At 35.8% G+C, this 20,177-nt stretch carries 22 protein-coding genes; 16 read left to right on the forward strand and 6 right to left on the reverse strand.

Annotation, left to right across the window (positions count from 1 at the left end):
- Positions 1 to 86: 86 nt before the first annotated feature.
- The 11 genes from ACKU4N_RS17405 to ACKU4N_RS17455 all read left to right on the forward strand — a co-directional run bounded on the left by ACKU4N_RS17405 (position 87) and on the right by ACKU4N_RS17455 (position 9,272).
- Positions 87 to 389 carry a Dabb family protein gene (locus tag ACKU4N_RS17405; RefSeq protein WP_321318530.1) on the forward strand — a complete coding sequence of 101 codons (303 nt, stop codon included), beginning with the start codon at positions 87 to 89 and terminating at the stop codon, positions 387 to 389.
- A gap of 48 nt (positions 390 to 437) precedes the next feature.
- Entirely contained in the window at positions 438 to 1,415 is a 978-nt protein-coding gene (locus tag ACKU4N_RS17410; RefSeq protein WP_321318532.1) for a type I phosphomannose isomerase catalytic subunit, read from the forward strand.
- A gap of 151 nt (positions 1,416 to 1,566) precedes the next feature.
- Positions 1,567 to 2,181 carry a ribosome biogenesis GTP-binding protein YihA/YsxC gene (yihA, locus tag ACKU4N_RS17415; RefSeq protein ID WP_321318534.1) on the forward strand — a complete coding sequence of 205 codons (615 nt, stop codon included), beginning with the start codon at positions 1,567 to 1,569 and terminating at the stop codon, positions 2,179 to 2,181.
- Positions 2,182 to 2,367: 186 nt separating this feature from the next.
- Positions 2,368 to 3,288 (forward strand): ribose-phosphate pyrophosphokinase, encoded by a 921-nt coding sequence (locus ACKU4N_RS17420; protein WP_407937255.1) that lies wholly within the window; start codon positions 2,368 to 2,370, stop codon positions 3,286 to 3,288.
- A gap of 118 nt (positions 3,289 to 3,406) precedes the next feature.
- A complete protein-coding gene (locus tag ACKU4N_RS17425) occupies positions 3,407 to 3,979 on the forward strand; it encodes a 50S ribosomal protein L25/general stress protein Ctc (protein ID WP_321318538.1) in 573 nt (190 codons plus the stop codon).
- Positions 3,980 to 4,145: 166 nt separating this feature from the next.
- On the forward strand, positions 4,146 to 4,787 hold the full coding sequence (gene pth / locus ACKU4N_RS17430) for an aminoacyl-tRNA hydrolase (protein ID WP_321318540.1): 642 nt from the start codon (positions 4,146 to 4,148) through the stop codon (positions 4,785 to 4,787).
- A 12-nt stretch (positions 4,788 to 4,799) separates the two neighbouring features.
- On the forward strand, positions 4,800 to 5,177 hold the full coding sequence (locus ACKU4N_RS17435; protein ID WP_321318542.1) for an Hsp15 family ribosome-associated heat shock protein: 378 nt from the start codon (positions 4,800 to 4,802) through the stop codon (positions 5,175 to 5,177).
- 28 nt (positions 5,178 to 5,205) lie between these two features.
- Positions 5,206 to 5,745: a DUF4924 family protein gene (locus tag ACKU4N_RS17440; RefSeq protein ID WP_321318544.1), complete on the forward strand. Its 540-nt coding sequence runs from the start codon at positions 5,206 to 5,208 to the stop codon at positions 5,743 to 5,745.
- Between the two features lie 20 nt (positions 5,746 to 5,765).
- Entirely contained in the window at positions 5,766 to 6,632 is an 867-nt protein-coding gene (locus ACKU4N_RS17445; protein WP_321318546.1) for a DMT family transporter, read from the forward strand.
- A 1-nt stretch (position 6,633) separates the two neighbouring features.
- Entirely contained in the window at positions 6,634 to 8,157 is a 1,524-nt protein-coding gene (gene lnt / locus ACKU4N_RS17450) for an apolipoprotein N-acyltransferase (RefSeq protein WP_321318548.1), read from the forward strand.
- 68 nt (positions 8,158 to 8,225) lie between these two features.
- The gene (locus tag ACKU4N_RS17455; protein WP_321318550.1) at positions 8,226 to 9,272 is read left to right on the forward strand and encodes a hypothetical protein; all 1,047 of its coding nucleotides are present in this window, start codon (positions 8,226 to 8,228) and stop codon (positions 9,270 to 9,272) included.
- Positions 9,273 to 9,425: 153 nt separating this feature from the next.
- Here ACKU4N_RS17455 and ACKU4N_RS17460 read toward each other — a convergent pair whose 3' ends face one another.
- Positions 9,426 to 10,130, reverse strand: a complete 705-nt coding sequence (locus ACKU4N_RS17460; protein WP_321318552.1) for a VIT1/CCC1 transporter family protein — start codon at positions 10,128 to 10,130, stop codon at positions 9,426 to 9,428.
- Positions 10,131 to 10,335: 205 nt separating this feature from the next.
- Positions 10,336 to 10,695: a hypothetical protein gene (locus ACKU4N_RS17465; RefSeq protein ID WP_321318555.1), complete on the reverse strand. Its 360-nt coding sequence runs from the start codon at positions 10,693 to 10,695 to the stop codon at positions 10,336 to 10,338.
- Between the two features lie 90 nt (positions 10,696 to 10,785).
- Here ACKU4N_RS17465 and ACKU4N_RS17470 point away from each other — a divergent pair, with 90 nt between their 5' ends.
- The 5 genes from ACKU4N_RS17470 to ACKU4N_RS17490 all read left to right on the forward strand — a co-directional run bounded on the left by ACKU4N_RS17470 (position 10,786) and on the right by ACKU4N_RS17490 (position 13,373).
- Positions 10,786 to 10,974, forward strand: coding sequence for a hypothetical protein (locus ACKU4N_RS17470; RefSeq protein ID WP_321318557.1), 189 nt, complete (start codon positions 10,786 to 10,788; stop codon positions 10,972 to 10,974).
- Positions 10,975 to 11,184: 210 nt separating this feature from the next.
- Positions 11,185 to 11,754: a hypothetical protein gene (locus ACKU4N_RS17475; protein ID WP_321318558.1), complete on the forward strand. Its 570-nt coding sequence runs from the start codon at positions 11,185 to 11,187 to the stop codon at positions 11,752 to 11,754.
- Between the two features lie 171 nt (positions 11,755 to 11,925).
- Positions 11,926 to 12,330: a nucleoside 2-deoxyribosyltransferase gene (locus ACKU4N_RS17480; RefSeq protein ID WP_321318560.1), complete on the forward strand. Its 405-nt coding sequence runs from the start codon at positions 11,926 to 11,928 to the stop codon at positions 12,328 to 12,330.
- Positions 12,331 to 12,891, forward strand: coding sequence for a DUF4269 domain-containing protein (locus ACKU4N_RS17485; protein ID WP_321318562.1), 561 nt, complete (start codon positions 12,331 to 12,333; stop codon positions 12,889 to 12,891). It begins immediately after the preceding gene.
- A gap of 182 nt (positions 12,892 to 13,073) precedes the next feature.
- Positions 13,074 to 13,373, forward strand: a complete 300-nt coding sequence (locus ACKU4N_RS17490; RefSeq protein ID WP_321318565.1) for a two-CW domain-containing protein — start codon at positions 13,074 to 13,076, stop codon at positions 13,371 to 13,373.
- 61 nt (positions 13,374 to 13,434) lie between these two features.
- On the opposite strand, the gene ACKU4N_RS17495 is transcribed toward ACKU4N_RS17490, so the two are convergent.
- The 4 genes from ACKU4N_RS17495 to ACKU4N_RS17510 form a co-directional block, all read right to left on the reverse strand.
- The gene (locus ACKU4N_RS17495; RefSeq protein ID WP_321318567.1) at positions 13,435 to 14,691 is read right to left on the reverse strand and encodes an MFS transporter; all 1,257 of its coding nucleotides are present in this window, start codon (positions 14,689 to 14,691) and stop codon (positions 13,435 to 13,437) included.
- A gap of 34 nt (positions 14,692 to 14,725) precedes the next feature.
- Entirely contained in the window at positions 14,726 to 16,438 is a 1,713-nt protein-coding gene (locus ACKU4N_RS17500) for an alpha-amylase family protein (protein ID WP_321318569.1), read from the reverse strand.
- Positions 16,439 to 16,519: 81 nt separating this feature from the next.
- Entirely contained in the window at positions 16,520 to 17,170 is a 651-nt protein-coding gene (locus ACKU4N_RS17505) for a uridine kinase family protein (protein ID WP_321318572.1), read from the reverse strand.
- Between the two features lie 102 nt (positions 17,171 to 17,272).
- A complete protein-coding gene (locus ACKU4N_RS17510) occupies positions 17,273 to 19,933 on the reverse strand; it encodes a TonB-dependent receptor domain-containing protein (RefSeq protein WP_321318574.1) in 2,661 nt (886 codons plus the stop codon).
- Between the last annotated feature and the right edge of the window lie 244 nt (positions 19,934 to 20,177).

Below are 20,177 nucleotides of genomic sequence, written 5' to 3' on the forward strand. Positions count from 1 at the left end.
TATGATATTTAGATGTTTGATTCAAAAATGCTAATTTTGCATTAACTTCGGCTGGAAAGTTAGTAATAATTTAAAAAAGAATTAAAATGATCAAGCACATTGCCATGTTTAAGTTTAAAGCTTTTGAATCGGCTGAAAAAAAAGAAAATTACTTTACCAGATTAAAAGAGGCATTTGACGGATTGGATGAAAGAATTCCTGAAATCAAATTTTTACAAATTGGTTTTGACCAACTTCATTCGGATGCTTCATTTGATTTTATTGTAAATGTTGATATTGAAAACATGGACGCCTTGCCTTTATACGCTAACCATCCTGAACATTTAAAAGCAGCATCGGTTGTAAAGGAAATGGCTGCTGAACGCAAAGTAATTGACTACGAATTTTAAGATTAGCCAAAAGCCAAAATAGCAATCAAATTAATAAATTGTACAAAAATGAGTTTGTATCCATTGAAATTTACGCCCATCCTAAAAGATAAAATTTGGGGTGGAAACAAATTAAAAACAGTATTGAATAAAGATTTTTCTCCACTACCTAATGCAGGTGAGAGTTGGGAGATTTCGGGTGTTGAAGGAGATATTTCTGTTGTTAGCAATGGATTTTTAGCGGGAAACAATCTGGAAGAACTCATTGAAATTTATATGGGTGACCTTGTTGGAGATCATGTTTATGAAAATTTTGGGATTGAATTTCCATTGCTGATAAAATTTATTGATGCCAATGATGTCCTATCTATTCAAGTACATCCTGATGATGAACTTTCGAAAGAAAGACACAATGCTTACGGCAAAACCGAAATGTGGTATGTTATTGAAGCCGATAAAGGATCTGAACTGATCGTTGGTTTTAATCAAAACATCAGCAAAGAAGAATATTTAGCGAAGCTGAAGGAAGGCAAGCTGGAAGAGATCTTAAACAATGCCCCTGTAAAAGAGGGAAGTTGTTTCTTTATTCCTGCCGGCCGTGTTCATGCAATTGGGAAAGGAATTCTGTTGGCCGAAATTCAGCAGACATCTGATGTTACTTATCGAATATACGATTTTAACAGAACTGATGATGCCGGCAACCCAAGAGAACTGCATACAGAACTTGCTGTTGATGCAATTGACTATAGTTTTGAGAAAAAATATGAAACCAGCTACCAAACTGAAATTAATAAAACTTCAGAACTTGTTCGTTGTCCTTATTTCACAACTAACATTCTGGAATTTGACAAAGCTCAGGAAAAGGACTACATAGAATTAGATTCATTTGTGATTTATATGTGTTTGGAAGGCGAGATGATTATTACCTGCGGGGAGGATTCTTTAACTGTTGAGAAAGGAGAAAGCGTTTTAATTCCTGCAATTATTAACAATTTGACTCTTACTCCGAAAACAAAAACAAAAATTCTTGAAGTCTATATAAAATAGACTAACAACAAATTATACGATCCTCTTTTTTACACAAAAAAAAGAGGATTTTTTTATTCCCATAGAATATAAGATGATCAGTCAATAAAGTTGAATCATTTTTCGGAAAAGATAAGAATCTGTATAACTTTGCAACGTAAAAAAATACTCCATGAATATTACTAGTGCTAAATTTGTGATGTCCAACTCGGATATTAAAAAATGTCCGACCGATAATAAGGCAGAATATGCTTTTATCGGACGTTCAAATGTTGGAAAGTCATCACTTATAAACATGCTGACCAATCACAAAGGTTTGGCGAAAATTTCTACCAAGCCTGGTAAAACACAATTGGTCAATCATTTCTTAATTAATGATGAATGGTATCTGGTAGATTTACCCGGTTATGGTTTCGCCAAAGTAGCAAAGAATACCAAACAACGGTTTTCAAAATTAATTTTCAGTTTTATTGAAAGCCGTCCCAATCTTATCAATTTATTTGTACTTGTGGATTGCAGACACGAACCTCAAGCCAAAGATGTTGATTTTATGGAATGGTTAGGTGTAAACGGAATTCCTTTCTCTATTATTTTTACGAAAGCTGATAAACTTGGCAAACAAAAATTATCGGAGAACATTAAAGCCTATGAAACTGAATTATTGAATACATGGGAAGAAATGCCTCCTTACTTTATAAGTTCGGCATCAAGTGGTTTGGGAAAAGAAGAAATATTAAATTCTATAGATGAAACCAACAAAACGGTTTTGCTTCAAAAGCGAAAATAAAAATAAGGGAAGATCTCGTAAAGACATCTTCTTTTTTATTTAAACAAAATAAATTATCCTTTTAATTGGATAAAATAAATTGCGGCAACTTGACTAAAATCAGTTTTTTGGCGCAATAATTCATAAATTTGCACAGTACAATAGTTATCTGATTTATAAACAAATAATATTTTAATGAAAGCCCCGATTAAAATCTTTTCTGGTTCGAACAGTGAGTATTTAGCAGGTGAAATTGCAAAAGCAGCAGGATTGGAGTTAGGAAAATCAAGCATTACAAGATTTAGTGATGGTGAATTTGAAGTCTGTTACGAAGAAACAGTAAGAGGTGCTCAAGTATTCATTATCCAGTCAACTTATCCCCCAACTGATAATTTGATGGAGCTATTGCTAATGATTGATGCCGCCAAAAGAGCATCTGCTTACAAAGTTATTGCAGTAATTCCTTATTTTGGATTCGCCCGTCAGGACCGAAAAGATCGTCCCAGAGTTGCGATTGGAGCCAAATTGGTTGCCAATTTACTTATGGCTGCAGGAGTTGACCGTGTAATGACAATGGATCTTCACGCTGACCAAATTCAAGGATTCTTTGACATTCCTGTTGATCACTTGTATGGTTCATCGGTACTTCTTCCTTACATCGAGAATTTAAAATTGGACAATTTGGTAGTTGCTTCTCCAGATATGGGTGGTAGTAAAAGAGCCAATACTTACGCAAAATATTTAAATGCAGGTTTGGCTATTTGTCACAAATCAAGAGAAAAAGCGAATGTTGTTGGCGAAATGACTGCAATTGGTGATGTTGAAGGCAGACATGTTGTTATTGTGGATGACATGATTGATACCGCCGGCACAATTACCAAAGCTGCTAATATGCTTAAGGATAAAGGTGCTCTTAGCGTTCGTGCAATCGCAACCCATGCGGTTTTATCTGGTCCGGCTTATGAACGAATTCAAGAATCGGCTTTAGAAGAGGTTGTTTTCACAGACTCTATTCCTTTGAAAAAAGAAGTTTCTAAAATTAAAGAGCTAACAATTGCTGAAATTTTCGCAAAAACAATTCTTAATGTTTACAATTGCGAATCAATCAGTTCCAATTTCATATTATAATTTATATCTTTGCGCAGATTTTTTTGGTAAAACATTTTATAAACGTGTAATGGGAAATAAACTGAACTTTTTTACCAAGTGATGACGTTTATTTTGAGTAGCACATAATTTCAAGGAAATGAAAGTTTTTGAATTAAAAGGTTCTTTAAGAACAGATTTAGGAAAAAAAGCAAACAAAGCTCTTCGTAGAGAAGAAATGATACCATGTGAAGTATACGGTGGTGGTGAAAACATTCACTTTGCTATTAACGAAAAGGTATTGGGTAAATTACTTTTTACGCCGGATGTTTACGTTATCAATGCAGATATTGAAGGAAAAAAATTCTCTTGTGTACTGAGAGATGTTCAGTATCACCCGGTTAATGACAAAGCTTTACACGCTGATTTCTATCAGGTCTTTGAAGACAAAGCATTCGAAGTAGAATTGCCAATTCGAGTTGAAGGATTCGCTATCGGTGTTCAGTCTGGTGGTAAATTAGCAGTTATCTCAAGAAAACTTAAGGTAAAAGGTCTAATGGCTGATCTTCCAGAAAATCTTCTTGTTAAAGTTAGCCATCTTGGACTTGGAAAAAGTATTCAGGTTGGAGAGCTTGCTTATGATAACTTAGAACTTCTTAATTCTAAGAAATCAGTAGTTGTTCAAGTTAAGCTTACAAGAGCTGCTCGTGCTGCTGCTATGGCTGCAAAATAGATTTCAACACTATTTTGCTCAGCACAATGAAGCAAATAAATATAACCTCCCATTTATTGAAGAATGGGAGGTTTTTTTAATACCCCCCGTTCCTATTAAATAACGGATAGAATGAATACAAAGTTTTCATGGAAAATGCCATGAATATTCTAACTTTGGATTTGTTATGATACAATTTCTAAAAAAACTATTTGGGCAGACTAAAAATCAGCCTAAAGAAAATAATATCGAGATGAAATATCTGATTGTCGGCCTTGGCAACATTGGTGCTGAATATGCAAACACAAGACACAATATAGGATTTCGTATTTTAGATGCTCTTGCTGAGACAGCTAATATAGAATTCAAAGAAGCCAGATATGGAGCTGTTGCTGAATACAAGTTTAAAGGCCGCATCTTTGTTCTTGTAAAACCAAACACTTACATGAATTTAAGTGGAAAATCGGTTAACTACTGGCTTCAGAAAGAAAAAATACCCGTTGAAAATATGATGGTTTTGGTTGACGACCTTGCCTTGCCATTTGAAACTTTGCGCTTACGTCCGAAAGGAAGTGATGCCGGTCATAATGGATTAAAACACATCAACGAGATATTGGGACATCAAAACTACAACCGCCTGCGTTTTGGAATTGGTTCCGATTTTAGCAAGGGACAGCAAGTAGATTATGTTTTAGGAGAATGGTCGCCTGAAGAACTGGAGAAACTGCCTGAACTATTTAAAATCTGTATCAACATGATAAAAGGAATGAGTACCATTGGTATCCAGAGAACCATGACAGCATACAATACAAAAAAATCAGGCAGTTAAAAATAGGAAGTCATGGATGATAAGGTTAGAGTAGACAAATGGCTATGGGCTGTACGTATTTTCAAAACCAGAAGTATGGCAGCGGAAGCTTGTAAAAAAGGAAAAGTAAGTATTGGTGGTGTACACGTGAAACCATCGCGCGAAGTAAGGTTAAACGAACAAATTGATGTACGTGTTCCTCCTATTACCCGCAGTTATTTGGTTACAGCCATATCCGGCAAACGGATGGGAGCAAAATTGGCCATTGACTTTGTAAAAGACATAACTGCTCAGGATCAATTGGATTTATTGGAAGCAACCAATACCCGTGGATTTGAATCCAGAGACAGAGGTGTTGGAAGACCAACAAAATTAGATCGCAGATTAATTGATAAGCTTAAGCAGGAATAAACACATCAGGAACCGACAAGAAAAAAATATGATAATAGCACAGGATAAAAAGAAAACGAATTTAGCAGAATACATCCTTTATATGTGGCAAGTTGAGGATATCATCAGAGCCTATCAATTCAACATTGATAAAATTGACGAAAACATCATCAAACAATTCAATCAGCCGGAAGCTACTCAAAACGAAATTAGAGACTGGTACGAAAATCTGATTGAAATGATGAAGATTGAAAAAGTGGAAGAAACAGGACATCTTCAAATCCTTAAGAACAACGTAAACGAGCTTTACGATTTTCATGTTTATCTACTAACAAAAGGCAAAGATTCAGCCTACAACAGCCATTATCAGCAAGCTCTTGGCAACATAACCGAATTTCGCGAAAAATCGAAAGCAACCCAGGAAAACAACGACATTGAGGTATGCCTTACTGCTTTGTATGGTATTTTAATGCTTAAACTTCAAGGAAAAGAAATCTCGAAAGACACCCTCTCGGCGATTACTACTTTCAGCCAGATGATTTCTGAATTAACAGCGAAATACAAGGCTTTCGAAGAAGAAAACGAATAATTACAAAACACCCCAAGATAATGATACTGCCCCCAAGATATAACAATTGGATATTACTGATTTTAGTTTCTTTTCTTTGGGGAAGTCCATATATTTTGCGGGAGATTGCTTTGGAAAGTTTCAGCCACAATCAAGTGGCTGCTTTTCAGGTGTTTTTTTCATTCCTGCTATTTATTCCTCTGATTATTAAAAACATCAGAAAACTTTCGAAAGAAAACATACTTCCGTTACTACTTTCAGGAATCACAGGAAATATTGGCCCGGCCTACTTTTTCGCCAAAGCGCAAACCCAAATCAACTCTTCGGTAGCAGGCATGCTAAATGCCATGCTGCCTATGGTTACATTGCTGATTGCAATTCTTTTTTTCAAAGCAGGTACGAGTAAAAAAGTAATAGGGGGAATTTTACTGGCATTTGCTGGAACAGTTGTCATTAGTTTTTCAGGAAACTCTTTCGGGTCATCTTATTTTTGGGGCGTATTTTATGTGTTTATGGCTATTTTATCAATAGCTGTCAGCATTAATATTGTTAGTTTTTCATTGCCTAAACTTAGCGGCACCGAAATTGCCTCTTTAGCATTTCTATTTGTCGGCCCAATGGCAGGTTGTTTTCTGGCTATCACTGATTTAAGCACCCCTTTGGCATCAGAAAGTTTACCAAAAAGTGCATTAATGCTTTGTTTGCTGGCCGTTTTAACATTCGTAGGCGTTATTCTATACAATCAGCTCATAAAAAAATCATCGCATGTATTTGCAGCATCAATAGCCTATATTATTCCCATTATAGCCATATTTTTGGGCATCGTAATTGGCGGCGATTCTATTTCTATTGCTCAAATTGCATCCATATTTATTATCTTGGTTGGGGTTCATCTAACTCATCGCTAAAGTGAATAAAAACATTCTTTTCGCCATTGCATCGGGTCTTTTGCTGGGCATGCCTTTTTGCATACCACAACTTTTTCCGCTCATTTTTTTTGCATGGATACCTCTTTTATGGCTGGAAGAAAAAACAATAGATCACCACAATCCCTACGTCCTTTTCAACTATTCATTTCTGAGTTTTTTAATCTGGAACATTTTGGCCTATTGGTGGGTGGGCAAAGCACAAATTACAGGTGTAATCCTCATCCTACTAATTAATTCTCTTTTGCTGGCGCTGATTTTCTGGCTGATTAGCCGATCGAGAAAGCACTTGAAAATTTCCATTCTCTTTCCCTTTCTGCTTATTTGGCTGGGCTTTGAATATTTCGATACCTGGTGGGATTTAGCCTGGCCCTGGTTGAATTTGGGAAATGCTTTTGCTTCAGCACCGAAATGGATACAATGGTACAATATTACAGGAACACGTGGCGGAAGTTTGTGGGTGATTTTAATCAACATCAGATTCTTCTCTCTGATAAAAAACCCAAGAAAGAACATTGCTTTGAGATCTATTGGAATGCTTCTTTTAATTGGTATTCCTTTCCTCTACTCTATTTCTCTGTATCACCAAAAGGAAAATGCAACCGGAACCCGAAGCTTTGCTCTGATCCAGCCAAATTTGGATCCGTACACCGAAAAATTTGTTCCCGCAAACGAAGAAAAACACTTTGCCGGTTTTATGAATACAGCAGATTCTATTTGCAGTAGTCAGCGTCCTGATTTTTTATTTGCACCGGAAACCGTGATTTTAACATCTATCGATGAAAATAAGCCCAAAAAATCTTCCAGCTATACACAATTGCTCGATTTAAGAAAGAAATATCCCAAAACAAAAATACTAATTGGAACCCACAGCAATATTGAATCAGAATCGTTTAATTCTGCGCTATTTTTAAGCGATAGCTTAACACCTCATTTTTACCACAAAACAAAGCTTGTTCCCTTATTTGAAAAAGTTCCGTTCGATAAATATCTAAGCTTTTTAAAAGATTATTCGCTTGAGATTGGAGGATACCAGGGAAGCTACAGCAGTAGAAATGATATTGACTATTTCATATCTGATTCTGCAGCATTAGTTCCTGTGGTCTGCTTCGAATCAATTTTTAGTGATTACTGCGCCCAAAGAGTTCCTGAACTTCCTGGTTTTCTTTGTATGATTACCAATGACGGATGGTGGAAAACCACTCCAGGTTACAAACATCATTTCAATTTTAGCCGGTTAAGAGCCATTGAAACCCGCAGAGACTATATTCGGGTTGCCAACAATGGAATTTCAGCTTACATCAATTCTAAAGGCACGATTATTGCTAAAACCAAGTGGTGGGAAAAATCGGTATTAACGGGTAAGTTCAAATTAATGAAAGAAAAGACATTTTATTCGCAACATGGAGATTTCATTGGCCGGGTGTGTCTTTTTACGGCGATTCTTTTATTAATCTTTGTTAAAATCCGTATTGCAACACAATCTAATACCACAACAAGGAGTTAAAAGTTTTACATTTACTCTTAGATTAATATTCCTGAAAAAATAATTCTAAAATAATAAATACAAATACTATGAAACGATTACTATTTGCACTTTTTAGCATCTGCGTTTGTGTTGGATCAGCAAATGCGATCACCAAACACAAGAAAATTGAAAAGACATTTAAAGCCGGAGAAAATCTTAAAATTGAATCGAAATACAGTAAAATTCAGATTAAACATTGGGACAATCCTGAAATTAAATTCGAGGTACTGATTAGTGTTGTGGGTTCGGATGATGAGAAAACAAAAAGGATGACCGACGATATCAATATCGAATTTACGGAAGGAGAAGCTCAACTATCTGCAGAAACCGTATTTGGAGGTTTTTTCGCACTAAAAAAACTCACCAATTCCCTTTTCAACAAAGGGGAAATAAAGATAAATTACACCGTTCAGCTGCCTTCCAACGTAAAATTAGAAATTATCCAAAAAGATGGAGATGTTTTTATGGACAGTCATGATGGCAATATAAATCTTGATTTGACCAATGGCAACTTTACTGCTGAGAGCTTAAACGGCGAAAACAGCTTTGCAATTACTGGATGTACTTTTAAAGTGAAACAACTGAAAGATTCCAAATTAAATGTGGCCAACTCGAACGTGACTATCGAAAATGCCAACAAACTAACCGGAGAAAGTCGTGATTCAGAATTTACAATTGGCGTGGCCGATAACATTAGCATGACATCTGCCAGGGATAAATTCGACATTAAAGAATTAGAATACCTATATGGATCATCAAACTTTAGTAAGATTGAAATCAGCCAAATGGGAGGTGAAGTTGACTACGATCAGAAATTTGGACACATCAATATCTTCAATATCAACAACATGTTTTCATTTATTAAAATAGACTCGAAATACGGAGATATTGGCCTTAGCTTTATGGAAGGTGCTCAAATTGATTATGAAATCAATCACAAGTCAGTAAAATTCGATAATTCGAAAGACTTCATTTTATCGAATAAAGAAACTGCTGATAAAAAGACTTTTGTGGCAAAAGGTCGTGTCGGCGATAAAAAAGCCTTTTCTAAACTGAATATCAGAGCAAATAACTGCAAGATCAGATTGCAGTAATTCCCTGCCGGCAACTCCTACTTAAGGAAGTTCTTAATGACTAAAACAAAGACCAATTCCAGGGAATTGGTCTTTGTTTTTTTTCAGATTTAAGATATTGGCAAATGATTTATACCTAAATGCCAATGTGCACCGTTTCTTTTTAGGATTTAATTAAATAGCGACTCCAAATAAATATCCAACTACCGCCGTAAGTCCCATTGCAATAGTTCCCCAAAATGTAATTCGAATAATTGCTCTGCTTACGCTTGAACCACCTGTTTTAGCCGCTAATGCACCCAAAAGGATCAAAAAGAAGATCGTAAAACAATAAAGAGAATACTCCATATTTTTTAAGGGTAAAAAAAGAGTGACCAAAAGGGGTAGTACTCCTCCTGCACTAAATGCGGCACCTGAGGCAAAAGCGGCTTGTATTGGTTTGGCTTTACTGATTTCATTAATTCCCAATTCATCTCTAATATGTGCACCCAATACATCGTGCTCGGTTAATTCTATTGCAACAGTTAATGCTGTTTCTTTTTTCAATCCTCTTTTTTCGTAAATTTCTGCCAATCGCTGCAACTCAATTTCAGGCATTTCTTCCAACTCTTGTATTTCTCTTTCAATATCCGATGCCTCCACGTCTGTTTGAGAACTTACTGAAACATACTCTCCTGCCGCCATTGACAATGCCCCTGCAACCAATCCCGCTACAGTTGCCAACACAATAGGTTCTCGAATATCTGTTGCTGCAGCAATACCAATAGCAAGACTCGCCGTTGATAAAATTCCATCATTTGCACCAAGAACTGCTGCTCTCAACCAATTACTTCTATGTATGTAATGATTGTCTAAATAATCATCCTTTTTTTCGATCATATTAATTTTCTGATTGTATGCAGCCCGAAAGCTATGACATGAAACATAATTCCTTTTTACTTTGTCACCCAAAACCCCTTATTTGTTTCCAAACCGTACATTGTGCAAGAATAACTTGTTTCTTTACATCCTATTAAAGATACCAAATCAATAAGGCAATCGATATTCCCCTTCTAAAATAATTCTCTTTTATGAGTAAGCCAAGTTAAACAAAACTTTTATATCCTATATTAACACTGCCATAAGCATAGCCTAAAAATATCACCGGATGATTTCCTCCTAATTGCCCCCTGCTTGCACGGGTAAATACCCATTTCCTGATCATCAAAGTATCATCAGCGAAAGCGGAAACACATTTACTGATCACCAAAGTATCTTCAACAAAAACGGAAACACATTTACTGATCACCAAAGTATCTTCAACAAAAACGGAAACATATTTACTGATCACCAAAGTATCTTCAGCAAAAACGGAAGCACATTTACTGATCGCCAAAGTATCTTCAACAAAAAAGGAAGCACATTTACTGATAAAAAAGGTACCATCCGTTTGGGTGAAGCTCATATTCCGGAAAAAAAAAGACCATCGCCTTACGAAGAAGTACCTTTACTCATCACCAAAGTATCATCTGCATAAATAGAAGTGCATTTGCTAATGGATAAAAGACCATCCGCTTTTGTTGAAGATACTTTGGCTATGAATAAAAGACCATCTGCTTTTGTTGAAGATACTTTAGCTATGAATAAAAGACATTCTGCTTGGGTAGAAGACCATTTTTTGGAAAAAAAAGATTACCTACTTAAGTTGCAGCATATCTACGAATGGAAAAAACCGACTGATTAAAAAGTTTAAGCCCCTAAACTTTACCCGGTTGTCCCTGAATAATACCCAGCCTATTTCTAATACCGACTCCTTTTGATTTTAAAAAGGCATAATAAACTTTACGAAACAAAAGGTTGACTGCAGGATGTTGAGGCTGCTTGTTTTAACAATTTTTAATTCCATTTGCTAAAAGCTTTTTATTATCTTCCTGAGAATTTTAAAACGGATGATATGAAGAGGATTTCACTATTACTTTTGCTGGGCTTTGTAATTACAACAGGATTTGCTCAAACACAACTGAAACAACATTTCGAAAAAGATCTGCGGAATTACACAACTGCATTTAATAACAAACAATGGAATACGGTTACCGATATGATGTATCCACCCATGTTTGAAATGATGAGCAAGGATAACATGCTGATGGTTTTGGAACAGATGGATAATTTGGGTGTTAAAATGACAACCGACTTTCATTCTATCGACAAAATATCGAAGGTAGTGGATTATGGGAAAGAGAAATATTGCAAAATTCAATACTACGGAATTATTAAAGTTAAACTTACCGGATTGATGTCGCAAGGCAGCTCTTTAATGCAACCTCAATTTGAGCAGGAATTTGGCAAAGAAAATGTAAAATATCACGAAACATCGAATTCATTTACCATTCAGGCACACCGATCGATGGTGGCAATTGCTGATATAAAATCAGACAACTGGAAGTATGTTGATGTGAATTCACCTCAGGCAAAAGGATTAAAAAGATTGATTCCCGAAAAGGTTCAGGAACAACTAAACTAACTTACACCTCTAAAAAGCTTAAAAGTAAAAATCCCGGGGCAAGCCTCGAGGTATTGTAATCCTTAAAGAGAATAAAAACAACATGAAACGTCAATAACAGACAATTGTAATGCACAGGAACATGATTATTGGTTCATGGAAAATTTCATATAACAACTAAAAAAAAAACAGATGAAAATATATTTTTCAGGATCGATTCGTGGAGGACAGCAAGACACCGATTTGTATGCAGAACTGATTCAGGAATTGAAACAATATGGAACTGTTTTAACCGAGCATATTGGATCAAAAACGATCGATACTACCATAACCGATAAGGAAATACACGATAGGGATGTAGCATGGGTAAAAGAATCGGATATTGTAATTGCTGAAGTAACAGTCCCATCACTTGGTGTAGGATACGAAATTGGCAGGGCTATCGACATGAATAAACCCATAATATGTTTGTATCGGAAATTAAACGGCAAAACGACCTCTGCAATGATTCGCGGGTGCTCCGATTTACAGTGCTTTGAATACTCAAACATAACAGAAGCTAAGGAAATTTTGAAAAAACAACTTAAATCAACATAGATGAACTGGCAGGATATTTCATACCTCAATTCGGGGTCGGCAATTCAGAAAAAAGCATTTAAAAGTTTAAATGACCTTCAGGTTTTCAATCTTCTGGCAGAGTATTCTCCAATTTTAACAGGAACCATTCCAATTGGAATTTCAATAGAATCAAGTGATTTGGATATTACCTGCAGATTTATGGATGCTGATAAATTTGAACGGAAAATGGAAAATCTGTTTAAAGATCAAAAAGGATTTAAAATACAACAAAAAGAAAAAAATGGATACTGGGTTGTGGTGGCAAGTTTTACCTATCAAGATTTTCCGTTTGAAATATTTGGTTCTCTTTTTCCTGCTACTGATCAAAATTCCTATCGCCATATGCTGATTGAGCATCGTATTCTGGAGTTACTTGGCGAAGAATTCAGGCTTAATGTAATTCAATTAAAAAAAGAAGGTTTAAAAACAGAACCGGCATTTGCCAAATTATTGCAATTAGAGGGAGATCCTTATAAACAATTGCTGAATATGGAAGGTGTGACCGATACTGAAATACTTCAACATTGGAAGAAGGGCTGAAAAACTGATCGTAAGTGATAATAAATCAGGCAAAATAACGAATCCAGATCATGTTTAAAGGTCAGAAAATTCAATGTTTACCATTGATTACAATTCGTTTGCCAAATAGCAAAAGTTCTTGCTCTATAAATTTTGACTCCCAGGAGTTTATAATCTATTTTTAATCGGTATTTTATATTGATATGGAAGAATTAAACTGTTGGGAATATTACAAGTGTGGCAGGGAAACCGGAGGAATAAACTCTAAAGAATTAGGGACATGCCCGGCAAGTACGCTTCCTTATCACGACGGAATTAACGGCGGATCAAACTCCGGCAGATATTGCTGGACAGTTGAAGGCACTCTTTGTGATTCGGAAATTCAAGGCAGGCTGGAAGATAAACTGCTAAATTGCATCAACTGCAGTTTCTTTAAACTGGTAAACATAGAAGAAGGACGTGAATTTACACTAATATCAGAAGGAATATACCAAAATAAATAGGTTGCTGAATCATCAGCAACCTATTTTTTTATAAAGCTTACTCCCTAAGCAATATTAATAATTAAACTTCCAAACTTACTTCAATATCATACTCACTTTTATCCAAATCCTGTAACCTCTTTTTTGTCGGATCTACCATCAAATTATAAACTGTTCCTGCAAAAAGTATCACAGCAAAAACTGTAGCAAGCATAAATCCATACTTTGCATCGCTGCCAAAGGCATCGCTTATTGCTCCCATGGCCAATGGTCCAAGTGCAGCGCCGGCGGCTGTAAAAAACAGAATCACTCCCGCAACTGCTCCATGGCTGGATTTTGGAAAACAACTAATCCCTTTCGAATTGATGGTTGGATAAATAACAGACATAAATAATCCGGACAACGGCAATAAGAATACCGTTGCTTCCACTCCAAATAACATGCTGCCAACAAAACAAACCAAAATAGCAAAACTAAACAGACTTAATACCACGGCCCAATTGAAACGAGACATCATCCACGCACCTAAAAATCGTCCTCCAGCTCTCAAAATAAAGAAAATCGGCAAAGCATAAGTGGCTATAAACAACAAGCTGCCATCATATCCTTTAATCAAAGTAGGCATCCAAACATAAATAGCTGCTTCAACCGAAACATAAAGAAAAGCTCCCATTGAAAAACCAAAAGCATAAGGATCTTTAATCATTGCAAAGGTTCTTCTTATATTAATGGCTTCACCTGACCTTTTTTGAGTTTCGGGATATTTAACCTTAACGGCAATTAAAATCAGAACAACGCATAAACTTGCTGCTACAACATAAAGCCATTTCCAATCTACTCCTTGAGTTAAAAAATAACTTACAATAAATGGTCCGATAATAGCACCAACACCAAAGAATCCTTCAACCGCATTCATGGTAGATGTATGCTCTTTTGTTGATTTCGTAATATCACCTATTAGAGCCAGGGCTCCAGTTTTAAATATTCCAATGGCCGCTCCAGAAATTACCATCAGTGTCAAGAAAAATGCAAAAGCATTTCCAATAATAAACAGATAGGAATTAACAACAAAAAGAAGCAAGCCAAGTATAATTGTTTTCTTTCGTCCCAATTTATCTGCTAAAAACCCAAGGAAAATTCCAGCCAAAGCAATTGCTGTCATCGGACCATAGTGCAGCAATCCTGCTGCTGTCATGCTTAAATCGAAAGTTTTCATTACTTCCGGAATAATTACCCCAACTGCATCAGTTGTCATGGCAAACATCAAAAACATCATGTATGTCAGCCATTTAATCAGTTTTATATTTGTAATACCTTGTATATTATCAGTATTTCCCATCTTTTTATTTTTATGTAAGGATAAAATAATCCTACTAGAAATTATATACTACCTCTCCTTTTTCGTTGGTCGCAACTATATTGAAGGTGTATTTTTTCAAATTTGCATCAAAAGCGGCAATGCATCCATTATTTTTCCATTGTAATTTTAGTGATTCCGGTTTGGATTCCAGAATTTTCAGTTCAGCATCAAAACCAAAGGCCGGGAAATTATTTCTAAATTTCAATAAAGAGAGTTGCTTAAGTACCACATCTTTCCCTAATTCATTGAATGCTTCCTCTAATTTCAAATTTGTTCTGTTGATTTCTTTGTGCCCTCCAGCCCCGGCATTTTTGACAGCTTCATGATCATTCTTTCCAGCAAGAAGATCGAGGTACCAAACCTGAGGTTTGCCGGGCATAAAAATTTGAATAGCTCTCGCCAACAGAAGTTTTGCATCATTTTCGCCCAATGCGCTGTAATACGTTGCATTTACCTGATAATACATATTCTTTTGCCCATGCAGATCTTTCACAAATCCTCCCCGTTCAACAACAGTGTCAATCAAAACCTGAATCTGTTCTTCTGTCAGCAAGCCTTTTAAATCCAATAAAGGTATTCCATCATGACAACCGAGCATATTTACAACTTTGATATCTTTTTCCAACATGTCCTTAATCCATTGGATCAAAACTTCATTTGTGTTTCTTTCAAAAGCATCTATAATTAATCCAGGCAAGAAAAAATCATAAGTCAAATAGCCTTCACTTGCTAATTTTTCATGCATTTTATCTTCGTACTTTGCGTGTATTTCGGGCAAGAGCGTTAAATTATATTTATCGGCCAAAGCCTTCACTCTTCCCAATAAATTCCACGTTCCCGGATCGTTCAAAAAATTCGGCAGACCAGGTTCTTTGGGTGCATATGCAAATGCATCAAGTCTAATAATCTCAGCACCATAACCGGATAGTTTTTTCAAGGTATCCTCGTAAAATTCCCACACCAACGGAGACTTAATATTAAGATCCATTTGTCCAAGATATTTTCTTCTGGATTCCAGTAAATCAATTGTATCTTTTCGGTACTCGTCAAATTTCCCAAATTCAATCTCTGCAGGCTTTTTTCCTTTACCTATAGCTGTATTTACCATTTCCGCCAGTTTATCGGCCGAGGCATATTGAATATCTGCAGCCGTCATTAAATCCTGAGCATCGATTTTCTCATATTTCACTTCCTGATAAAAAGTATTCCAGTAGGGAACCTCCTTTCCATCGGGCATGCGAACCATTAAAATCGGCAGACCCGGTTTTCTAAAAAACATATCTTTGATGTATTCTGCATCAGGCTGGATATAACCTTTTTCCGTTATTTCTCCACATCCATTCCAAAATTTATTCCATTGTATAAAAAAGTCCTTATACCTAGAATTTTCACCATTTTTTAAAATATCCTGAAACTGACCGGAAAGAACTGAAGAATGGTTTAATACAAAATCAAACTTTAGCGCAATGTTCATTTTTTTCAGTTCGATTAAATTTTCCTTCGAAGCATACATCTTGTTCAGGTTATAATCGATAACGGAAAATCCTCTGTCCAGATCGGTATTAAAAACGCTGGGTAAAATATAGAATGACTGAAATACATCATCCAGTTCATCTTTATTAAGAAATTTAATGATATCATCTAAAGTTCCTCCAATACTATCAGGATAAGCATTCAGCATTGGGCCCGATTTTATGATTGATTTATTCTCATTCATGTCTTTCATCTCCTCCTATCTAATCAGGATATTAATCATTAAACTTGGAATTATAATACCCGGTTATTTCCTTTAAGGTAAAATAGTTAATTATTTTATTTCCAATTCATAATCTTTTGTGATTACAAAATCAGCCAGTTGTTTATGACCAGCGATTATTTTGTGCTCGGTTATTAAAACCTGCTCAATAAAAGGATCACCAACCTCCTTACCACGGTTTCTTTTTTGTCTGTGCTCCAAAGTATCAATTCTATTTCGGGCAATAAAAACCTTAGTATCCACATTTTTCAATAAACTGGTATAGGTTCCTTCTGCAATCACAACCTGAATTCCTTCCAGGTTAATTACTTCATTTTCTACACTATTCTGGTTGTAATCAATCAAAGGTTTTACAATCTCATTTTTGCCATCAATTGCATCCTTTAAATTCTGATCCATTAAATCCATTTTAACCTCGACGTGAGGTCCTAACCATTCAGGATCTTCCCTTCTTTTTGCATCATTTGATTTTGGAGGAAGAACAAAATAATCATCCTGTCCAAGCAATACCGATTTTATTCCTTCCTTCTCCAACTCATCGGCAATAGCCTTTCCTGTTTCTGATTTTCCACTTCCCGATTCACCAGATACGGTAATTGTATATCGTTTGCCCTTATTTTTAATTTTCTCTACCAAACTGGGAGCAATTTTTCCTGCAACCTTAACATGGTGTTCTTCCACTACAATAATATCACCCTTCATGATTTTATATTTTAGTTGTTCATTGATTCTTTAAGACATACTTTGAGTGTTTCGGAGGAGATCTTTACCTCCCCCGATTCTCTGCTTTTCAATATTAATATGCTAAAAAGTATATGTAATACTTAAAGTTGAAGCCCGGCCTGTAATAGGTCTTGCTCGCATGTAATTCGTAGTATTTTCAACAAAAGAATCCCCTTCCATTTCAGTAAATCCAATCGTATTAAACAAGTTGTTTATATTTGCACGAATAGATAAACCTTTGGTAATGTTCTGACTGGCATAAGCATTCACATAAGCATATCCTGGCAACACAATACCATTATCATCCTGAGCATATACCTTTGTTGTACCTATCAAACTAAAACCGATAGACGTTTTGCCTTTGTTGAAATCGTATGAAGGTGTAATGTTGTACAATAAATCAGGTACTCTTCGAGGAGTATTTCCTTTTTCATCAGCGTTTAAACTTTTGTCAATTTCGGCATGTGTGTAAGTTGCTCCAAAAGCCACATTGAAATTTGATTTTTGATAAATCCCTTCGAATTCAGCACCATAGGTTGTGAATTCCTTGTTAATAATTTTACCAAACTCTTCATTCTGTTCCGAGATATCAGTATAAAAACCTGTAACAATTACAGCCAGTGATGGAGATTTGTATTTGTATCCCAATTCGAATTGCTTAATTTCATCAGCATCCAGTCCGTCAACAGTTCCTCCTTCAGGAGTGATAAACGGAGAATACAACAAGCGGTCGGCATTAGCTCTGCCACCTTTACTGTAGCGTGTATAAACAGCCTGATCGTCATTGATCTTATAATTAGCACCTAAAGAATAAGAAACATAGTTGTAATCGTAATCAACAGGCATTGGATTTGCATTATCCAAAACAGTTACACTTTCTTCAACCGGAGTTATGCTTCCGTTATTATCAACATCAACAGGAGCTTGATAATTTGACAAATAATGACCTGTTACATCACCCATATCGTAACGAACACTACCTTCAATATTTAATTGATCAGTAACTTCAATTCCAACATTTGCATAAACAGCATCAATATCATAAGTCATATCGTAACCACGGGTACAACAATTTCCCCAGAATGGAACACCATGTGCTATCAAACCATTACTGCTATAGTAAGAATTGTCAGCACTTGCAATATTCATTAATCTCGGTCCGTCAGAACTAATATCAGTAAGGAAAGTCTGCCACAACCAAGTCATTCCAATTTTTTGTTGTGCTTTATAATAACCAGCCGTAAAATCAACTTTATCAAATGATTTCGATAAATAAAAATCATTTGTGAAATTGCCAAGGTCGTTCATATCAACGTCGAAAAGAATCGTTCTCATCAATAATCCATTATTATTTAAATTACCAATTTGTGAATCATTTAAAGCAACACCAGCATTCGCACCATTTGCATAGCTTAAACTATATCCTGCACCGGCAATACTTTCAGCAATATCGTTTGCATTTCCAATTTGAGCAGGAAAAGGAGCCACAAATGAACCGTGATTGTTCGCATAACGAAATTTCTCTTTCAACTGCCATCCCTCACCAATGTCGAAGGAAAATTCACCACCTACAACTTTCGAAACGGGATGCATTCCATCGCCAATATTACTGGTTCTGCTGTTTCCATTCGCATCCACACTTAATACGTGCATGAAATTTGGACTTTGAAGAGAACTGCCGGTTATACTGTAGCCAGGAATCGACTTATATTTAGGATCACCTTTTGTTCCGGTCACTTTTACCGGCATAGGCATGTACGCAATTGATTTATCATCCAAAACTTTAAAATACAAGCGGACATATCCTTTTTCAAATTCTTTAGTGATATTGGCTTTTATCTGACCTCCGCTATTACCTGTATATCCAGGATTTCGAGGACCTTCTCCTTCGCGGAAAAATCCACCAACATGAAAGCGGAATCCATTTCCAATTGGAGCTCCATACTCAAAATCAGTTCTGTGTGATTTGTAATCAAGTCCCATGGTCATTCCAATACTACCACCTTCAACCGCACCATTTTTACTAATAAAGTTAATAATCCCGGCAGGTGAATTACTTGCAAAAGTTGATGCACTACCTCCTTTAATGGCTTCGATACGACCAATAGTTCTGTCTGATCTTAAAAAAATATCTGCATTACCAAAAGAGATATCTCCAAACTGCATTACCGGCAAACCATCTTCATGAATTTGTAGAAACTTTGAACCTCCTGAAGCAATTGGAATACCACGAACAGCGATATTCGCATTTCCTTCACCTCCCGAAGACTCTGATCGGATACCAGGAATTGCTTTAAATAGTTCAGCCGTAGTTGCAGCTCCAAAAACTTCAACAAATTTTGGTTTCAGTGTTGTTAACGCAACACTCGATTCAATGTTCGATTTTTGATTCACAACACCGGTTACAGTAACCTGATCCAAACCAATTAAATCTGCAGACAAATCAAAATCAAGAGTAATTTCCTGATCTGCAATAATAGTAACTTCTTTCTCTACTTTCGAGTACCCAATAAAAGATGCTACAATAGTATAGGTACCTGCTTCAATATTTTCCAACTGATAAGTCCCGTCAATATTTGAAATAGTACCATTTGTTGTTCCTTTAACAACTACAGATGCTCCAATTAAGGGTTCTTCATAAAGCTTATCTGTAACGTTCCCTTTTAAAATCCCTGTTTGCGCATTAATCAATCCAATAAAAAGGAAAAGATTAGCAAACGTCAAAAGAATCTTTCGTTTCATAAATTCATTTTATTAATCTATTACGAATGAAACATCTGGGATGTAAGGAATTTTTTGTTCAAATTTACACCCATAGGTATTTCAAAGAAATAGTAGTTAGTTGATTCGTTTTTTTTTCGCAATCGTTATCTTAGCTAAGATTATACTAGCAAATATATGTAATCCTGAAATAATAGTCAACATGCAAATGCTTTAAAAACAGCGTGTTAAAACTGCAACCGGTCGTGCAACCGGTTGCAGTTGA

The organism is Labilibaculum sp. (assembly GCF_963664555.1).
Taxonomy (GTDB): Bacteria; Bacteroidota; Bacteroidia; order Bacteroidales; family Marinifilaceae; genus Labilibaculum.